This window comes from Streptomyces sp. HUAS ZL42 (assembly GCF_040782645.1).
Classification (GTDB): Bacteria; Actinomycetota; Actinomycetes; order Streptomycetales; family Streptomycetaceae; genus Streptomyces.
Window position 1 is genome coordinate 3,196,748 of record NZ_CP160403.1, and the last position, 16,976, is coordinate 3,213,723.

Consider the following 16,976-nt stretch of genomic DNA (forward strand, 5'->3'; position numbering starts at 1 on the left):
CCTCAACGCCGCGGCAGGCCCTCCCCGTCCCTCGTTCCCCCGTCACCCGGCTTCTCGGGCCGCCTTCGCCGACCGGTACGCGTACCGGTCCTTCGCGTAACGGCCCCGCCTCGCGAGGGGCGCCTGCCCGTGCGCGGCCGCGAGACCGAAGGGCGGCATGTCGGCGTAGATCGACTCGTACGACCCCTCGGGCACCACATACGCCTCGTGCCAGATCCCCACGTGGCCGCGCGTCTTCCCGGCCCGCTCCTTGCGGTTGATGATCGCCCACACCTTGTGGTGGAACATGTCGGGCGAACTCGCGTACGCGTAGAGCTACTCCTTGGACTCCCAGTACTGGACGACGTAGTACGTCCTCGGCGAGGCCGTGAGCAGGACCCGCCCCAGCAGCCCCCGGTCGCCGTCCCGCGCGAGTTCCGCGAGCATGCGGAACATCGCCGGCATGACCGGCAGCCACTGGTGCACGGCCCAGAAGTGGTTGACACGCATGCCGATCAGCAGGACCACCACTTCGCCTTCGGCATCCGCGGTGGTGCGGCCCGACACCGGCTTCGCGAACATGGTGACCCCCTGGCTCCCCGTTATCGGATAGCGGCACTATCCATGTCTGCGATGCTTGGATAGTGGCACTCCCCAAAGAAGGGCGCAAGACATGCGGCTGGCGGAACTGAGCGAGCGCAGCGGGGTGTCCATCGCGACGATCAAGTACTACCTGCGGGAAGGGCTGTTGACCCCGGGCCGCCGGATCAACGCGACCACGGCCGCGTACGACGAGAGCCATCTGCGCCGGCTACGGCTGGTGCGCGCGATGATCCAGGTCGGCCGGATCCCGGTGGCGACGGTGCGGGAGGTGCTGGGGCACGTCGACGACGATTCCCTGGGCCGCACGATCCGCCTCGGCGCGGCCCTGTGGGCGCTGCCGCAGGTTCCCGAGCCGGACGCGGAGGACGAGTTCGTCCGGGCCGCTCACCGCGAGGTCGAGCAACTGCTCCGGACACTGGGCTGGTCGAACGCCCAGGCCCTGGTCACCATCTCGCCGGCCTACCGCTCACTGGTGGTGGCGGTGGCCACGTTCCGGCGGCTCGGATACGACTGGGATCCCGAACTGATCGCGTCCTACGGCCGGTTGATGCATCAGGCGGCCGTCCTCGACCTGGACTTCGTGGAGACCCGTCCGTCGGAGGCGGAGAAGGTCGAGACGGCGGTCGCGGGGGCGATTTTCGTGGAGCCGGTGCTGCAGGCTCTGCACCGGCTGGCGCAGGAGGAGGAGTCGGCGCGGAGGTACGGCTTCGAGTGAACGGGAAATGCGGAAGGCCCCCCACCGAAGTGGAGGGCCTTGCGCCTGTGTACCCCCGACCGGATTCGAACCGGCGCTACCGCCTTGAGAGGGCGGCGTGCTAGGCCGCTACACAACGGGGGCGTGGACTCTGCGTTTCCGCAGGCCCGAGCTGGTCTACCTGGACTCGAACCAAGACTAACTGAACCAGAATCAGTCGTGCTGCCAATTACACCATAGACCAATGTGGTTTAGACCAGTCAGTACCCCCGACCGGATTCGAACCGGCGCTACCGCCTTGAGAGGGCGGCGTGCTAGGCCGCTACACAACGGGGGCCCTAGCGATCCCGAGAAGATCGGAACCAGTACCCCCGACCGGATTCGAACCGGCGCTACTGCCTTGAGAGGGCAGCGTGCTAGGCCGCTACACAACGGGGGCTTTGCAGATGCTGTGTTTTCATTCAAAGCGTCTGCGAGCTGGCCTACCTGGACTCGAACCAAGACTAACTGAACCAGAATCAGTCGTGCTGCCAATTACACCATAGGCCACTGGAACGCAAGCCCCTGCGGGGATCTTGTTCTAGTTCGCTCCTCCGGATCCCGGCCTCTCGGCCCGCTCCCCGGCGGCGCAGGAAGAACATTACCCGAAGGTGGACGGGGCTCCAAAACGGGTATCGGCGCCGAGGAGCGCGGGGAGTTCGGCGAGGGAGGCGATCCGGTGCGGACCGGCGGGTGCGCCGGCCCCGGCGTACACACCGTCCCGGTCGATCCACACCGACAGCAGTCCGGCGTCCGCCGCGCCCCGCCCGTCGATCTCCGGGTGGTCGCCGACGTACGCCACTTGGTGCGGGGCCAGCCCCAGGGCCTCGCAGGCCGCGTGGAAGGCGCCGGCCTCCGGTTTGGAGATGCCGAGTTCCGCGGCGCACAGGATGGCCTCGAAGCGGTCGTGCACACCGAGCACGCGCAGTTTGCGGTCCTGGACGTGAAGGCTGGAGTTGGACAGCACGGCGTGGCGGTGGCTGGTGGCCAGGGTGTCCAGGACGGGCAGGACGTCCGGGAAGAGGGCCCAGGCGGCCTCGTAGTGACGCATGTAACGGCGGAACCAGTCGTCTGCCTCGCCGTCGGTGAGGTCCAGCCCCAGGAACATCCGTACGCGGTCGCGGCGCTGCCCCTCGAAGGAGATCTCGCCGGCCGAGAAGCGCGCCCACTGCCGGTCGGTGATCTCCCGCCAGTACGCGACGGCCTGCTCCACGGTCTCGTATCCGTCGAGCAGGCCCTCGGCCAGGAGGTACTGCCCCATGCCTACGCGGTCTGCCGTGCTGTAGTCGAAGAGAGTGTCGTCGACGTCCCAGACCACGGCTCGAATGCTCATGATCCGACGGTAACGCCCGTGCGCGGCCGAGGGGCGGAACATGTCAGCAAGGAAGGGCGGCAGCCGTGTCGGCTGCCGCCCTTCATGTGCGCCCTCACGCGGTCAGTCGCGCCAGCGCCGCGTCGATCCGGGCCAGCGTCTTCTCCTTGCCCAGGACCTCCAGGGACTCGAAGAGCGGCAGGCCGACCGTGCGGCCCGTGACGGCGACGCGAACGGGGGCCTGGGCCTTGCCCAGCTTGAGGCCGTGGGCCTCACCGGCGGTCAGGACGGCCTCCTTCAGCGACTCCGCCGAGGTCCAGTCCGCCGTCTCCAGCTTCTCGCGGGCCGTGCGAAGGAGCGCGTCGCTGCCCTCCTTCATGGCCTTCGCCCAGCTCGCCTCGTCGAACACCGGCTCCGGCAGGAAAAGGAAGTCGACGTTGTCCGTGATCTCCGACAGCACCTTCAGGCGGGTCTGCGCATGCGGCGCGATCGCCTGCCACCTCGACTCGTCGAAGGCCTCCGGCGCCCACGGTGCGAACGGCGCCTTCAGCCAGGGACGGCAGCGCTCCGTGAAGTCCTTCACGTCAAGAAGGCGGATGTGGTCGGCGTTGATCGCCTCGCACTTCTTCAGGTCGAAGCGGGCCGGGTTGGGGTTCACGTCCGCGATGTCGAAGGCCGCGACCATCTCGTCCATCGTGAAGATGTCCTGGTCGGCGGAGAGCGACCAGCCCAGCAGGGAGAGGTAGTTGAGAAGGCCCTCCGGGAGGAAGCCGCGCTCGCGGTAGAGGTTGAGCGACGACTGCGGGTCGCGCTTGGAGAGCTTCTTGTTGCCCTCGCCCATGACGTAGGGGAGGTGACCGAACTGCGGGATCTGCCGGGCGATCCCGAGCTCGATCAGCGCCTTGTACAGGGCGATCTGCCGGGGGGTGGAGGAGAGCAGGTCCTCGCCCCGCAGGATGTGCGTGATCTCCATCAGGGCGTCGTCGACCGGGTTGACGAGCGTGTAGAGGGGGGCTCCGTTCGCCCGCACGATCCCGTAGTCCGGGACGTTCTCCGGGGTGAACGTGAGCTCGCCGCGGACCAGGTCGGTGAAGGTGATCGTCTCGTCGGGCATGCGGAAGCGGACGATGGGCGTACGGCCCTGGGCCCGGTACTCCTCGACCTGCTCGGCGGTCAGATCGCGGCAGTGGCCGTCGTAGCCGGACGGCTTGCCGGCGGCGCGGGCGGCCTCACGGCGGCTGTCCAGCTCCTCCTGGGAGCAGTAGCAACGGTAGGCGTGCCCGGCGTCCAGGAGCTTCTGCGCGACGTCCTTGTAGAGGTCCATGCGCTGCGACTGGCGGTACGGCGCGTGCGGGCCGCCGATCTGCGGGCCCTCGTCCCAGTCGAAGCCCAGCCAGCGCATCGAGTCGAGCAGCTGCTCGTACGACTCCTCGGAGTCGCGGGCCGCGTCGGTGTCCTCGATGCGGAAGACCAGAGTGCCCTGGTGGTGCCGGGCGAACGCCCAGTTGAACAGGGCGGTGCGCACCAGGCCCACATGGGGGTTACCGGTGGGCGACGGGCAGAAACGAACGCGTACGGAGGAGCCGGGTGCGCTAGCCACGCTTGACAACCTTGTTGGTGAGAGTGCCGATGCCTTCGATGGTGACGGCGACCTCGTCGCCGACGTTGAGGGGGCCGACCCCTGCCGGGGTGCCCGTGAGGATCACGTCGCCGGGGAGCAGCGTCATGGCCTCGGTGATGTTGACGATCAGGTCCTCGATGGAGTGGATCATCTCGCTGGTGCGGCCGAGCTGGCGCTGCCGGCCGTTGACCGTCAGCTGGATGGTCAGGTCGGACGCGGCGGCGATGTCGAGGTCGGTCTCCACCCAGGGGCCGAGCGGGCAGGAGGTGTCGAAGCCCTTGGCCCGCGCCCACTGCTTCTCGCGCTTCTGGACGTCCCGCGCGGTGATGTCGTTCGCGCAGGTGTAGCCGAAGATCACGTCCTTGACGCGCTCGCGCGGGACCTCGCGGCACAGGCGGCCGATCACCACGGCCAGTTCGGCCTCGTGGTGCAGGTCCTCGGTGAAGGGCGGGTACTGGATCTCGTCGCCGGGGCCGATCACGGAGGTGGACGGCTTGAAGAAGGCGAACGGGGCGTCGGGGACCTCGTTGCCCAGCTCCCTGGCGTGCTCGGCGTAGTTGCGGCCGAAGGCCACGACCTTGTTGGGGAGCACCGGCGGCAGCAGCCTCACCTTGCTCAGCGGCACCTTCGTACCGGAGAGCTCGTAGTCCGCGAACGGGATGCCCTTGATGATGTCGAGGACGAGTTCGTCCTGCTTGTCGCCCTCGACCGCGCCGAAGGCAACATTCCCGTCGATGGAGAACCTGGCGATGCGCACGGGTTGCTTGGCCCCTTGACTGAGCTGGCTGGAGTCTGACGCTCCAGGCTAACGCGGGGAGGCGCTCCCGCCTCGCGCTTTGGGGCCTGTCCGGCGGATCAAGCCGCAGGGAAGCAGCGTCATCTGCGGAGTGGAGGAGACCGACGACCACGCGGCAGATGTGCGTGCCAAGCCCCGCGTCCGCGGCATGATCCGCCGGGCGGGCCCTGAGGCCGTGGGGCCGTACGGCGAAGGGCGCCTCCGCGTCCGCAGGGCGCCCTTCACATTCGTACCGCCGACTTGAGCAACTGGCGGCCCGCGCGCGTATTACCCGGCGACGGAGGCCGTGGCGGGGGCCTCCTCGAGGATGGTGCGCTTGGGATTGGCGGTCTGGGTGGGAAGATCGACGGAGTGCTCCGGCTGCTGCGGGGTCTGCAGTTCGCCGGCGTCGTCGAGGTGCGCCAGCGTCGTGCGCCGCGGGTTGGCTATCGTGCGGAACATCGTCGTCGTCTTCACGGTTGTACAGACCCTGTCGTGTGCGGGCGCCGGGAGGGTCCAGCGGACCCCCGCGGGGGCGCGGGTTGTCGGATTTGCCATTTCTGTAAAGCGCAAGGCTAATCGCGCGATTCCCTGGCGAAGACGTGAAGACCCTTTGATTGCCGTGTGAGTTTGCTCACGAATGCAAGGTCAAACCGGTCAATTCAGGCCTGCAATCGACTGCGACGAAACGGATATTTGCCACCTGAAGCCATCATTCCGCTCCTGATCATGGCGACTGGGACACCCATGCCATCTCGGCAGTTCGGGGGCTTACGTCCGGTATAAGCGGGAACGCTTTTCACTTCCGGTGACATATCCCTTACACGGGGTCACGGATGTCACAGCCTGACCAACGGGCCTTGTTGGAGATCCGGCACTGTGCTGGAATTCCACGGACCGCCGCAGGATCGAGCCGGCGCACATGGGGCGCAACGCGCGCCGAGTGGCGGCGAGAAGGGGGAGCCAGCGCCGGTCACTCACGACCATCAGGGGGCGCATTCAGGGCGCCCCCTACACGCCGACACCGTCCTTCCGTTCACGCGGAGGGGCGCCTGGTCCAGAGGTTGCGACGCTAGTGCAGGGACGTTTCAAGAGGGATGGCAGCGCTTCGGCGGAGCCGGAGGCGCACGGCGGGACCGACCGCGGTTCCTCGCCCCAGCACGCCCAGAACCCGGGCCCGGCCCCGTCCGGCGACGGCGGTGAGCGCCCGGGTCGCCCCGGCGCGTCCGCGTCGGCGACCCCCGCGCCCCCGACGGTGAAGCCGCAGCAGGGCCCCACCGGCCCCGGCCCGCGCGTCGCACTGCGCAACTGGCGCATCTCCACGCGTCTGGTGTCGCTGCTGGCGCTCCCGGTGGTCGCGGCCACCACCCTGGGCGCGCTGCGCATCAACCAGTCCATGGACGACATCCAGCAGCTCGACAACATGAAGCTGCTGACCGACATGACCCAGCAGGCCACCGAGCTGTCCGCCGCGCTCCAGGAGGAGCGCGACAAGTCGGCCGGCCCGCTGGCGCACAACGGCTCGGCGACCGACTTCACCGTCAAGGGCCTGCGGGACAAGACCGACCGCGCCCGGGACAACTTCATCGCCGCCTCCGACGAGGTCGACAGCGCCAGCAACGAGGGCAACCTCCAGGGCGTCCGCGACAGCCTCGTGGGCATCGTGCGCGACCTGAACAACCTCACCAAGATCCGCAAGGAGGCCTACGCCTCCGAGGACAACTCCACGCAGACGGTGGACGCCTACCACCGCCTGATCACCCACCTGCTGGACCTCTCGCAGGACATGGCCGAGGCCACCAGCAACCCGGAGATGATCCAGCGCACGCGCGCCCTGGCGGCCTTCTCCTCCGCCAAGGAGTACGCGTCCGCCCAGCGCGCGGTCCTCGCCGCGGCGCTGCCCGCGACCAACACCGATTTCGGTCAGCTCTCCCCGAACGACCGGCTGTACGCCCAGGCGTCGCTGGACAGCGAGGAGTCCGAACTCGGCACCTTCCGGAGCATCTACGGCGACGAGGGCGCCGAGGAGCTGCTCAAGCCCATCGAAGAGGGCAACCCGACCATCACCGCGACCGACACCTACGCCACCCGTGCCTTCGGCCGGGCGGACGGTCTGCAGTCGCTGGACAAGCGGTCGTACCAGGACTGGCTCGACGACAGCTCGACCAAGATCAAGGGCATGGCCCAGATCGAGCAGACGCTGCTCGAGGACATGGAGCAGAAGGCGCGCGAGCTGCGCAACGAGTCGGAGCAGGAAGCGATCATCTCCGGTGCGCTGATCCTGCTCGTGCTCGGCGTCTCGCTGGTCGGCGCCTTCGTCGTCGCCCGGTCCATGATCCGCTCGCTGCGCCGCCTGGAGGAGACCGCGACCAAGGTCGCCCAGGACCGTCTGCCCGAGCTGGTCAAGCAGCTGTCCGAGTCCGACCCGCAGGACGTCGACACGTCCGTGGAATCGGTCGGTGTGCACTCCCGGGACGAGATCGGCCGAGTGGCCGCGGCCTTCGACGACGTGCACCGCGAGGCGGTCCGCCTCGCCGCCGAGCAGGCCCTGCTGCGGGGCAACGTCAACGCGATGTTCACCAACCTCTCGCGCCGCTCCCAGGGTCTGATCCAGCGCCAGCTGTCGCTGATCTCCGAACTCGAGTCCCGCGAGGCCGACCCGGACCAGCTGTCCTCGCTGTTCAAGCTGGACCACCTCGCCACCCGTATGCGCCGTAACGGTGAGAACCTCCTCGTTCTCGCGGGTGAAGAGCCCGGCCGCCGCTGGACCCGCCCGGTCCCGCTGGTCGACGTGCTCCGCGCCGCCGCGTCCGAGGTGGAGCAGTACGAGCGCATCGAACTGGCCGCCGTGCCGACCACCGAAGTGGCCGGCCGCGTGGTCAACGACCTCGTGCACCTCCTCGCCGAGCTGCTCGAGAACGCGACCTCCTTCTCCTCGCCGCAGACCAAGGTCAAGGTCACCGGTCACGCGCTGCCCGACGGCCGCGTCCTGATCGAGATCCACGACACCGGTATCGGCCTGTCGCCGGAGGACCTCGCCGCGATCAACGAGCGGCTCGCCTCGCCGCCCACCGTGGACGTGTCGGTCTCCCGCCGCATGGGTCTGTTCGTGGTCGGTCGTCTGTCGCAGCGCCACGGCATCCGTATCCAGCTCCGCCCGTCCGACTCCGGTGGTACGACCGCGCTGGTCATGCTGCCCGTCGACGTCGCCCAGGGCGGCAAGAAGCCGCAGCCGAAGCCCGGCCAGGGCCAGGGTGCCGTGGCCGGCGGTGCGGCCGCCGCGCAGGCCGCCGCCGGTGCGGCCGCCGCACGTCGCCAGGCCCAGGGCGGTGCCCTCGGTGGCGGCGCCCCCGGCGGCGCTCTCGGTGGCGGTGCTCCCGCGGGCGGCGGTGGCCGTCTCGGCGCCGGTCAGGGTCCCCGGGCCGCGCTGCCCGGTGCGGGCCAGGGCGGCCGTCCGGGCGCGCCGGGCGGTGCGCGCGGGCCCCAGTCTCCGTCGGCTCCCCCGCAGGGCCGTCCGGCTCCGGCCGGTGCAGGTGCCGGCTTCGGCCAGGCACCGGGCGCACCGCAGGGGTTGCCGGCCGCGGGCACCGGTATGCAGGGCCAGGACGCGTTCGGCAACAACACCCGCGGGCCCGTGCCGCCGCAGCGCGGCAACAACGAGGCCGAACAGGGCGGCCGCCGCGGGCGCCAGCCCCTGCTGCCGGGTCGCGGTGGTCCGCGGGCCGAGCTGCCGGGCGGCGACCCGCAGCCGCGCACACCCAGCTGGAGCGACGAGAACGCCCAGCCGCCGGTGCCGCGCGCCTCGCTGGACGCCCCCCGCGGCCACGAGGAGCCGGACGTCGCGCAGACCGCGCGCATGCCGCGCATCGACGACCGCCAGGGCCCCGGGGCGAACGGGCCGCAGACCACGGGCCAGTTCCCGCGACCCGACCTCGACGCCCCGCGGCCCGGTGCGAGCGGCCAGCAGAACAGCGGCGGATTCGTCCGCTCGGACGTCTTCGGCGCCCCGAGCACCCCGGCGCCGAACAGCACGGGCCAGTTCGCGGCCCCGCAGGCCTACGACAACGGCTCCACCGGCCAGTTCCCGGTCCAGGGCTACGACGGCTCGTCCACCGGACAGCACGCCGTGCCGGGCTACGACGGCTCCTCCACCGGACAGCACGCCGTGCCGGGCTACGACGGCTCCTCCACCGGGCAGCACTCCCTGCCCGGCCGCCAGAGCCCGGACTCCACGGGCCAGTTCGAACGGCCTCAGGTCAACGGCACGCGTGGTGGCTACGGCGCTCCGCAGCAGCCCCCCGTCCCGCCGCGTCCGGCGCACCGCCCCGAGCCGGAGGCGCTGCCCCCGGCCACGGGTCCCGGTGACGGTCGTACCCCGCTGTACGACACGCTGGAGACGAACTGGTTCCGCGGCGGCTCACAGGGCCGGCACCAGAACAACGGCTCGGCTCCGGCGGCTCCGCAGCAGGCGCCGGCTCCGGCTCCGGCTCCGGCCGCTCCTCAGCGTCCCGCACCGACTGCCTGGCGCAGCTCGCCGAACGACGACCTCGTTCGGCAGGCCGAGCGCGTACGGCAGCCGGCCGCGGGCGGTGTCACCACCTCCGGCCTGCCGCGCCGGGTGCCCCGGGCGAACCTCGTTCCGGGCACGGCTCAGCAGCAACAGCACCAAAGCGGTCCGCAGGTCTCGCGTTCGCCCGACGACGTACGCGGCCGGCTGACCAATCTCCGTCGGGGCATCGCGCAGGGTCGTCAGGCCGGCACCGGCCAGACGGGCAGCTTCCCGAGCCCCACTCACCAGCAGGAGCTTTAGTTGAGCCAGATGAGCCAGGCGGCACAGAACCTCAACTGGTTGATCACCAACTTCGTGGACAACACGCCCGGTGTCTCCCACACCGTCGTCGTGTCCGCCGACGGTCTCCTTCTGGCGATGTCCGAAGGCTTCCCCCGCGACCGTGCGGACCAGCTCGCGGCCGTCGCGTCCGGGCTCACCTCGCTGACCGCCGGGGCCTCCCGGATCTTCGAGGGCGGCAACGTGGCGCAGACGGTCGTCGAGATGGAGCGCGGGTTCCTCTTCCTGATGTCCGTCTCGGACGGCTCGTCCCTGGCCGTCCTCGCGCACCCGGAGTGCGACATCGGCCTCGTCGGCTACGAGATGGCGCTGCTGGTCGACCGCGCGGGCGCCGTGCTCACGCCGGACCTGCGCGCCGAGCTCCAAGGCAGTCTGCTTCACTAAAGCCCCCCGGATCCACCCGCCTCACCAAATCACCGTCCGGCCGCCACAATCCCCCCACCGGCCTCGTCAGACGGCACGACTGACCGATTGCTGTCCCGCCCGGAGGATTCATGACCCCGCCCACCGCCTCTCATGATCCGTACGCGGAGCCGTACGGGGACGAGGGCGACCAGCCGCTGGTACGTCCGTACGCGATGACCGGCGGGCGGACCCGGCCGCGCTACCAGCTCGCCATCGAGGCCCTGATCAGCACCACGGCAGACCCGGCAGCCCTCATGGGGCTGCTTCCGGAGCACCAGCGGATCTGCCACCTGTGCCGCGAGGTGAAGTCGGTCGCCGAGGTGTCCGCGCTCCTGGCCATGCCGCTCGGTGTGGCCCGGATCCTCGTCGCCGACCTCGCCGAGGCCGGCCTGGTCGCCATCCACCAGCCGGGCGGCGACGAGAACAACGGCGGCGCTCCGGATGTGACGCTGCTCGAAAGGGTGCTCAGTGGACTTCGCAAGCTCTGAACCGGGCCGGGCCACCACTTCCGCGAAGATCGTGGTGGCTGGCGGCTTCGGCGTGGGCAAGACCACGTTCGTCGGCGCCGTCTCGGAGATCAACCCGCTGCGCACGGAGGCCGTCATGACGTCCGCCAGCGCGGGCATCGACGATCTCACCCACACCGGGGACAAGACCACCACCACGGTGGCCATGGACTTCGGCCGTATCACCCTGGACCAGGACCTGATCCTGTACCTGTTCGGTACGCCGGGCCAGGACCGCTTCTGGTTCATGTGGGACGACCTGGTGCGCGGCGCCATCGGCGCGGTGGTCCTGGTGGACACCCGCCGTCTCGCCGACTGCTTCCCCGCGGTCGACTATTTCGAGAACAGCGGTCTGCCGTTCGTCGTGGCCCTCAACGGCTTCGACGGACAGCAGCCCTACCAGCCCGAGGAGGTCCGCGAGGCCCTTCAGATCGGGCCGGACACCCCGATCATCACGACGGACGCCCGGCACCGCGCGGATGCCAAGAGCGCGCTGATCACGCTGGTGGAGCACGCGCTCATGGCACGGCTGCGGTAGCACTCAAGTCGTCTGCGCAATACGGCAGTTGTCGTAGATGTACCGGAGCCGGCTGTGGCCTTTGACACGGTCGGCTCCGGTGTTCATAACGTTTCGGCAGAGGAATCGGGTGGTACGGCCACGCGTCGCGGTCATCCGGTGTCGCTGCGCGTACGAAGGCCCCGCCTTTTGGCGGGGCTCGCTCTTTATGACCGTTTTATCTGGGGTTTACATCACACGGAATCGGCGCTTCCCACTGTTTGGCCGAGTGCAGGATGACGTGCTGGAATGCCTGAACTGCCCAATAGTCAATGACGTACTTGTGGTCGATGGCTGACCGGGCTCTGAGACAGCGGCACGACGAAGGTGCCGACCGCCGAGAGGTTGTTGGTCGAGTGAGGCGAAGCAAGAAAAGTCCCGAGCCGGCGGCCCGGGGCAACTTCACCCCGCCGCCGCGCGGAGCGGCGCCCGCCCCCGTGCCCGGCTCGGAGCCGACGGCCGCACCCGCTCCGAGCGGCGGCCGTTTCTCCCCGCGCAACTGGCGCGTGCCGACCCGGCTGAACGCGATCCTGCTCATACCCGTGCTCGTCGGCCTCGTCATGGGCGGCTTCCAGGTGAAGAGCTCGATCGACACCTGGCAGGAAGCCGAGGACGCGGAGAACACCGCCGTCCTGGTGCGCGCCGCCCTCACCTACAGCAACGCGCTGCTGGTCGAGCGTGACACGACCGCCGCGCCGCTGCTCCAGGGCAAGGGCGAGGACGACGAGACCGTCGTCGCGGCGCGCAAGGCGACCGACGAGGCCGCCGACGCCTTCGACAAGGCCGCCCAGAACATGCCGGACCTGCCCAACCTGGAGCGCCGCCTCGCCCGCTTCCGCGAGGTGGAGCCGGACCTGCAGAAGCTCCGCGCGGCCGCCTACACCGACAAGCTCCCCGGCGTGAAGACCGAAGAGGGTTACGTCGGGGTCGAGCACAAGCTCCTCGAGTTCTCCAACGAGCTCGGCCTGGGTACCGGAAACATCACCAGCTACGGCCGCACCGTCTACGCCGTCTCGCTCGGCAAGGGCGCGCTCTCCCTGGAGCGCTCCATCGGCATGCACCTGCTGATCAAGCCGGGCACCAGCGAGTCCAGTCTGGCCACACAGCGCGTCGCCCTGTCCTCGTACGCCTACCTAGAGGGCATCGCCATCCAGGAGTACCAGAGCGGCGGCACCGCGCAGGACATCGCCAAGCTGAACGCGGCCCAGACGAAGATCCAGTCCGACGGCGCCGAGATGGTCAAGCAGGCCAAGGCCAAGAACCCGGACTACGTGGCGCCGCCGTCCGACCCGACCGACATGGTCAGGGCCATCTCGACCCTGCAGACCACGGACGCCGGTGAGCGCGCCAAGCTCGCGGAGAAGGGCATCACCGCCGAGAACTGGTGGGCGATGACCACCCTGAAGTTCGACGCGTACCGCAACATCGAGTCGGACCTGGCCAACACCGCGGTGAACGAGGCGTCGAGCATCGCCGACGCCGCCAAGCGCGACGCCTTCATCACCGGTGCCGCCGTCGTGGTCGCCCTGCTCCTCGCGTTCATTCTGGCCGGTGCCGTGGCCCGCCAGATGTCCCGCGCGATGCGCCAGCTGCGCAACGCCGCCTTCGGCATCGCCGAGCAGCGCCTGCCGATGCTGGTCGACCAGCTCTCGCGCACCGACCCCGGACGGGTCGACACCCGCGTCGCCCCGATCCCGATCAACACCAAGGACGAGATCGGCGAGGTCGCCCGCGCCTTCGACCAGGTCCACCGCGAGGCGGTCCGGCTCGCCTCCGAGCAGGCCCTGCTGCGGGGCAACATCAACGCGATCTTCACCAACCTCTCGCGTCGCAACCAGTCGCTGATCGAGGGCCAGCTGACACTGATCACCGACCTGGAGAACAACGAGGCCGACCCGGACCAGCTGGAGAACCTCTTCCGCCTGGACCACCTCGCGACCCGTATGCGCCGCAACGGCGAGAACCTCCTGGTCCTCGCGGGCGAGGAGCCCGGCCGCCGCTGGGACCAGCCGGTCCCGCTGGTCGACGTGCTGCGCGCGGCCTCCTCCGAGGTGGAGCAGTACGAGCGCATCGAGCTCTCCGGCGTCCCCGAGGCCGAGATCCACGGCCGCGCCGTGACCGACCTCGTGCACCTGCTGGCCGAGCTCCTGGAGAACGCCACCACGTTCTCCTCGCCGCAGACCAAGGTCCGCGTCACCGCGACCCGTCTCCCCGACGGCCGCATCATGATCGAGATCCACGACAAGGGCATCGGTCTGACGGCCGAGGACTTCGCGGACATCAACCACAAGCTGGCCAACCCGCCGACCGTGGACGCCGCGATCTCCCAGCGCATGGGCCTGTTCGTGGTCGGCCGGCTGTCCGACCGGCACGGCATCCGCGTCCAGCTGCGCCCCTCGGGCGAGCAGGCCGGCACCACCTCGCTGGTCATGCTGCCGGACGCGATCACGCACGGCGGTGGCGGCGAACCGGCCATGGCCGGCGACGAGTTCACCGTCTCGCAGATCATCCCCGAGCAGCAGTACCAGGGCGAGGACTTCAACCAGCCCATGCGTACGGCCGCGGAGCTCGGCTTCGACGACAGCCGCTACGCCGACGTCCCGGACGACATCAGGGAGCTCGACCCCGTGGGCCGCTCACTGCTGCGCGAGGAGCGCCGCGCCCAGCTCGAGGCCCAGACGCACAACCCGCAGCTTCCTGCGCAGGCCCCCGAAACACCGGCCTACACCGGCGAGTTCGAGGCGCAGCCCGCCTACGACAACGGCCAGGGCGGCTATCCGGAACAGCCCGCCGCGTACGACCGGCAGACGGCGTACGAGGAGCCGCGGCAGCCGTCGTACGAGGACCCGTACTTCGCGCCGAACGGCGCCGCGCCCCAGAGCGACACCTTCTCCCCGAACGGTGGCGAGTCCTTCTCGTCGAACGGCGGCTACCCGGAACCGTCGTATGCGGAGCCGGCTCAGGAGGAGCCCGCGCCCGTGCAGGCCTCCGCCCAGGAGAGCTACGCGGCGTACGACGAGCAGCGCTACCAGGACGACTGGCCGCAGCAGAACGGCTACCAGAACGGCTACCCGGACCAGTACGCTCCGCAAGCGGAATCCACGCAGGACCCTGACGCAATCGAGCAGGACCGCGTAGGCTTCGACCGTCCGGGACCGGCCCCCTCCGCCGTCCACGAGCTGACCGACGCCGGGCTTCCCCGCCGCGGATCCATCGCGAGCGGTTCGAACGGCGCACGGCCCGTGCACCAGGAAGCGCCGGCCTCCTCCAAGACCGCGGAGAGCAACGGCGACGGCGGCTTCTGGCGCTCGGCGAACGACGAGCGCTGGCAGCAGGCGTCGCAGCTCCGCAAGCCCAAGGCGGGTGGGGTCACCTCCTCCGGCCTGCCGCGGCGGGTTCCCAAGGCCAACCTGGTCGAGGGCGCCGCCGAGAGCACCCCTCAGGGAGGCCCACAGGTCTCCCGCGCCCCGGAGGACGTCCGAGGCAGGCTGAGCAACCTGCGTCGCGGGGTCCAACGCGGCCGCAACGCAGGCAGTGAAACGAACGGCCAGGGCTTCGGCCCTGACAGCACCTACAACCAGGAGCGTTAGTGTGAGCCCGATGAGCCAGGCGGCACAGAACCTGAACTGGTTGATCACCAACTTCGTGGACAACACCCCGGGGGTGTCCCACACGGTGGTGGTCTCCGCCGACGGACTCCTTCTGGCGATGTCCGAAGGCTTCCCCCGCGACCGCGCCGACCAGCTCGCGGCCGTCGCCTCCGGTCTGACGTCACTGACGGCAGGCGCCTCCCGGATCTTCGAAGGGGGCGCTGTGAACCAGACGGTTGTGGAGATGGAGCGGGGATTCCTGTTCATCATGTCCGTATCCGACGGTTCGTCACTCGCTGTTCTCGCACACCCCGAGGCGGACATCGGCCTCATCGGGTACGAGATGGCCCTTCTGGTGGACCGAGCCGGTTCGGTCCTGACGCCCGATCTTCGCGCGGAGCTCCAAGGGAGCCTTCTCAACTAACAAACGGACGGTGCGTTTTGGCGTCCCGGGGCCGTAAGGTTTCGGGACGCGGCTTCCACAGCGATGGGTGCCAGCACAGTCGGAGGAGGAGAGAAAGTGGCAACACCCCCAGGCGGTTCGTCTGGCAACTGGTCGTACGGCCCCGGCCAGGGCCAGGGCGACGGTGCGCAGCACGCGAACCGTTACAACTTCCCCTCCGCCCCGAGCCACCGGCAGCAGCCGTACGCGCCCCAGGGTCCGCAGGGCCCCGGGCCGTCGCCGTACGACCAGCCGCCCGCTCCGCGCATCCAGCCCGTGCAGCCGCAGCGCCGCAGCCCCGAGCCGTCGCCCGCCGGGGGGTCGCACAACCCCCTGGTGCGTCCGTACGCCATGACCGGCGGCCGGACCCGCCCGCGCTACCAGCTCGCCATCGAGGCGCTGGTGCACACCACCGCGCAGCCGCACCAGATGCAGGGCCAGCTGCCCGAGCATCAGCGGATCTGCAACCTCTGCCGTGAGATCAAGTCGGTAGCCGAAATCTCCGCGCTTCTGACGATCCCCCTCGGCGTGGCCAGGATCCTCGTCGCCGACTTGGCGGAGGCGGGACTGGTCGCCATCCATCAGCCCGGCGGCGACGAGAACGCCGGCGGCCAGCCAGACGTGACACTGCTCGAAAGGGTGCTCAGTGGACTTCGCAAGCTCTAGCGGCGGTCCTTCCCGCTCCACCACCTCCGCGAAGATCGTGGTGGCGGGCGGCTTCGGCGTGGGCAAGACCACGTTCGTCGGCGCCGTCTCGGAGATCAACCCGCTGCGCACAGAGGCCGTCATGACGTCCGCTTCGGCAGGCATCGACGACCTCACCCACACCGGAGACAAGACCACCACCACGGTGGCCATGGACTTCGGCCGTATCACCCTGGACCAGGACCTGATCCTGTACCTGTTCGGTACGCCCGGCCAGGACCGCTTCTGGTTCATGTGGGACGACCTGGTGCGCGGCGCCATCGGCGCCATCGTCCTGGTCGACACCCGCCGTCTCGCCGACTGCTTCCCCGCGGTCGACTACTTCGAGAACAGCGGCCTCCCCTTCGTCATCGCGCTCAACGGCTTCGACGGCAACCAGCCGTACAACCCGGACGAGGTGCGCGAGGCCCTGCAGATCGGCCCGGACACCCCCATCATCACGACGGACGCCCGCCACCGCGCGGACGCGAAGTCGGCGCTCATCACGCTCGTGGAACACGCACTGATGGCGCGGCTGCGGTAGACCGACGCACGCACAGGTGGGCGGCCCTCCCCGACTCGGGAAGGGCCGCCCACCTGTTTTCACCTCCGGACGGGCACACGTGAAGGGGCCCCTCTCTGCAGAGAGGGGCCCCTTCACGACATGGGCGCGTGACTACGGCGGCGCGGCTCACCCGTGCCAGCTGTGCGGAGCGCGGAAGCCCGGCTCGCGCTCCAGGCGGCGCCAGCCCGCCTTTGCGCGGCCGCGGTGCGCCGGGGTCGGCTCGGACGTACGGGCGGCGGCGCGGGCCAGGAGGATCGCCGTGATGGCGGCGACTTCCTCGGGCTCGGCGTGGCCCTTCTCGACGCGAATGTCAGGGGTGTCCATGGGTGTCAGTCTCCGTGAGAGAGGTTTCCGCG

At 69.8% G+C, this 16,976-nt stretch carries 14 protein-coding genes, 5 tRNA genes and 1 pseudogene; 9 read left to right on the forward strand and 11 right to left on the reverse strand.

Going from position 1 to position 16,976, the window contains the following annotated elements:
- Window positions 1-42: 42 nt before the first annotated feature.
- Window positions 43-561: pseudogene (locus tag ABZO29_RS14545) on the reverse strand (DUF4188 domain-containing protein).
- Window positions 562-652: 91 nt separating this feature from the next.
- On the opposite strand from ABZO29_RS14545, the gene ABZO29_RS14550 reads away from it, so the two are divergent.
- Window positions 653-1,297, forward strand: a complete 645-nt coding sequence (locus ABZO29_RS14550; RefSeq protein ID WP_367320609.1) for a MerR family transcriptional regulator — start codon at window positions 653-655, stop codon at window positions 1,295-1,297.
- Window positions 1,298-1,347: 50 nt separating this feature from the next.
- On the opposite strand, the gene ABZO29_RS14555 is transcribed toward ABZO29_RS14550, so the two are convergent.
- The 9 genes from ABZO29_RS14555 to ABZO29_RS14595 form a co-directional block, all read right to left on the reverse strand.
- Window positions 1,348-1,420: transfer RNA gene (locus ABZO29_RS14555), tRNA-Glu, on the reverse strand.
- Window positions 1,421-1,448: 28 nt separating this feature from the next.
- Window positions 1,449-1,520, reverse strand: a tRNA-Gln gene (locus ABZO29_RS14560).
- A 20-nt stretch (window positions 1,521-1,540) separates the two neighbouring features.
- A tRNA-Glu gene (locus ABZO29_RS14565) sits at window positions 1,541-1,613 on the reverse strand.
- A gap of 29 nt (window positions 1,614-1,642) precedes the next feature.
- A tRNA-Glu gene (locus tag ABZO29_RS14570) sits at window positions 1,643-1,715 on the reverse strand.
- A gap of 38 nt (window positions 1,716-1,753) precedes the next feature.
- Window positions 1,754-1,825: transfer RNA gene (locus ABZO29_RS14575), tRNA-Gln, on the reverse strand.
- 91 nt (window positions 1,826-1,916) lie between these two features.
- Window positions 1,917-2,648: an HAD family hydrolase gene (locus ABZO29_RS14580; protein WP_367320610.1), complete on the reverse strand. Its 732-nt coding sequence runs from the start codon at window positions 2,646-2,648 to the stop codon at window positions 1,917-1,919.
- 94 nt (window positions 2,649-2,742) lie between these two features.
- A complete protein-coding gene (gene gltX / locus ABZO29_RS14585) occupies window positions 2,743-4,227 on the reverse strand; it encodes a glutamate--tRNA ligase (protein WP_367320611.1) in 1,485 nt (494 codons plus the stop codon).
- Window positions 4,220-5,005: a fumarylacetoacetate hydrolase family protein gene (locus ABZO29_RS14590; RefSeq protein ID WP_367320612.1), complete on the reverse strand. Its 786-nt coding sequence runs from the start codon at window positions 5,003-5,005 to the stop codon at window positions 4,220-4,222. Before ABZO29_RS14590 ends, gltX begins: the two co-directional genes overlap by 8 nt.
- Before the next feature lie 306 nt (window positions 5,006-5,311).
- Window positions 5,312-5,485 carry a hypothetical protein gene (locus tag ABZO29_RS14595; RefSeq protein WP_367320613.1) on the reverse strand — a complete coding sequence of 58 codons (174 nt, stop codon included), beginning with the start codon at window positions 5,483-5,485 and terminating at the stop codon, window positions 5,312-5,314.
- A 613-nt stretch (window positions 5,486-6,098) separates the two neighbouring features.
- On the opposite strand from ABZO29_RS14595, the gene ABZO29_RS14600 reads away from it, so the two are divergent.
- From ABZO29_RS14600 to ABZO29_RS14635, 8 genes are all read left to right on the forward strand, one after another.
- Window positions 6,099-9,833, forward strand: coding sequence for a nitrate- and nitrite sensing domain-containing protein (locus tag ABZO29_RS14600; RefSeq protein ID WP_367320614.1), 3,735 nt, complete (start codon window positions 6,099-6,101; stop codon window positions 9,831-9,833).
- Window positions 9,834-9,842: 9 nt separating this feature from the next.
- Entirely contained in the window at window positions 9,843-10,256 is a 414-nt protein-coding gene (locus ABZO29_RS14605) for a roadblock/LC7 domain-containing protein (protein WP_003973453.1), read from the forward strand.
- A gap of 110 nt (window positions 10,257-10,366) precedes the next feature.
- Entirely contained in the window at window positions 10,367-10,765 is a 399-nt protein-coding gene (locus tag ABZO29_RS14610; RefSeq protein WP_019058642.1) for a DUF742 domain-containing protein, read from the forward strand.
- Entirely contained in the window at window positions 10,746-11,321 is a 576-nt protein-coding gene (locus ABZO29_RS14615; RefSeq protein WP_367320615.1) for an ATP/GTP-binding protein, read from the forward strand. Before ABZO29_RS14610 ends, ABZO29_RS14615 begins: the two co-directional genes overlap by 20 nt.
- A gap of 374 nt (window positions 11,322-11,695) precedes the next feature.
- Window positions 11,696-14,929: a nitrate- and nitrite sensing domain-containing protein gene (locus ABZO29_RS14620; RefSeq protein WP_367320616.1), complete on the forward strand. Its 3,234-nt coding sequence runs from the start codon at window positions 11,696-11,698 to the stop codon at window positions 14,927-14,929.
- 10 nt (window positions 14,930-14,939) lie between these two features.
- Window positions 14,940-15,353: a roadblock/LC7 domain-containing protein gene (locus tag ABZO29_RS14625; protein ID WP_007384910.1), complete on the forward strand. Its 414-nt coding sequence runs from the start codon at window positions 14,940-14,942 to the stop codon at window positions 15,351-15,353.
- Between the two features lie 96 nt (window positions 15,354-15,449).
- Window positions 15,450-16,037 (forward strand): DUF742 domain-containing protein, encoded by a 588-nt coding sequence (locus ABZO29_RS14630; RefSeq protein ID WP_367320617.1) that lies wholly within the window; start codon window positions 15,450-15,452, stop codon window positions 16,035-16,037.
- Window positions 16,018-16,599 carry an ATP/GTP-binding protein gene (locus ABZO29_RS14635; protein ID WP_026248371.1) on the forward strand — a complete coding sequence of 194 codons (582 nt, stop codon included), beginning with the start codon at window positions 16,018-16,020 and terminating at the stop codon, window positions 16,597-16,599. Before ABZO29_RS14630 ends, ABZO29_RS14635 begins: the two co-directional genes overlap by 20 nt.
- Window positions 16,600-16,746: 147 nt before the next feature.
- Here the strand turns inward: ABZO29_RS14635 and ABZO29_RS14640 are convergent, their stop codons facing one another.
- The gene (locus ABZO29_RS14640; RefSeq protein WP_367320618.1) at window positions 16,747-16,944 is read right to left on the reverse strand and encodes an acyl-CoA carboxylase subunit epsilon; all 198 of its coding nucleotides are present in this window, start codon (window positions 16,942-16,944) and stop codon (window positions 16,747-16,749) included.
- Between the last annotated feature and the right edge of the window lie 32 nt (window positions 16,945-16,976).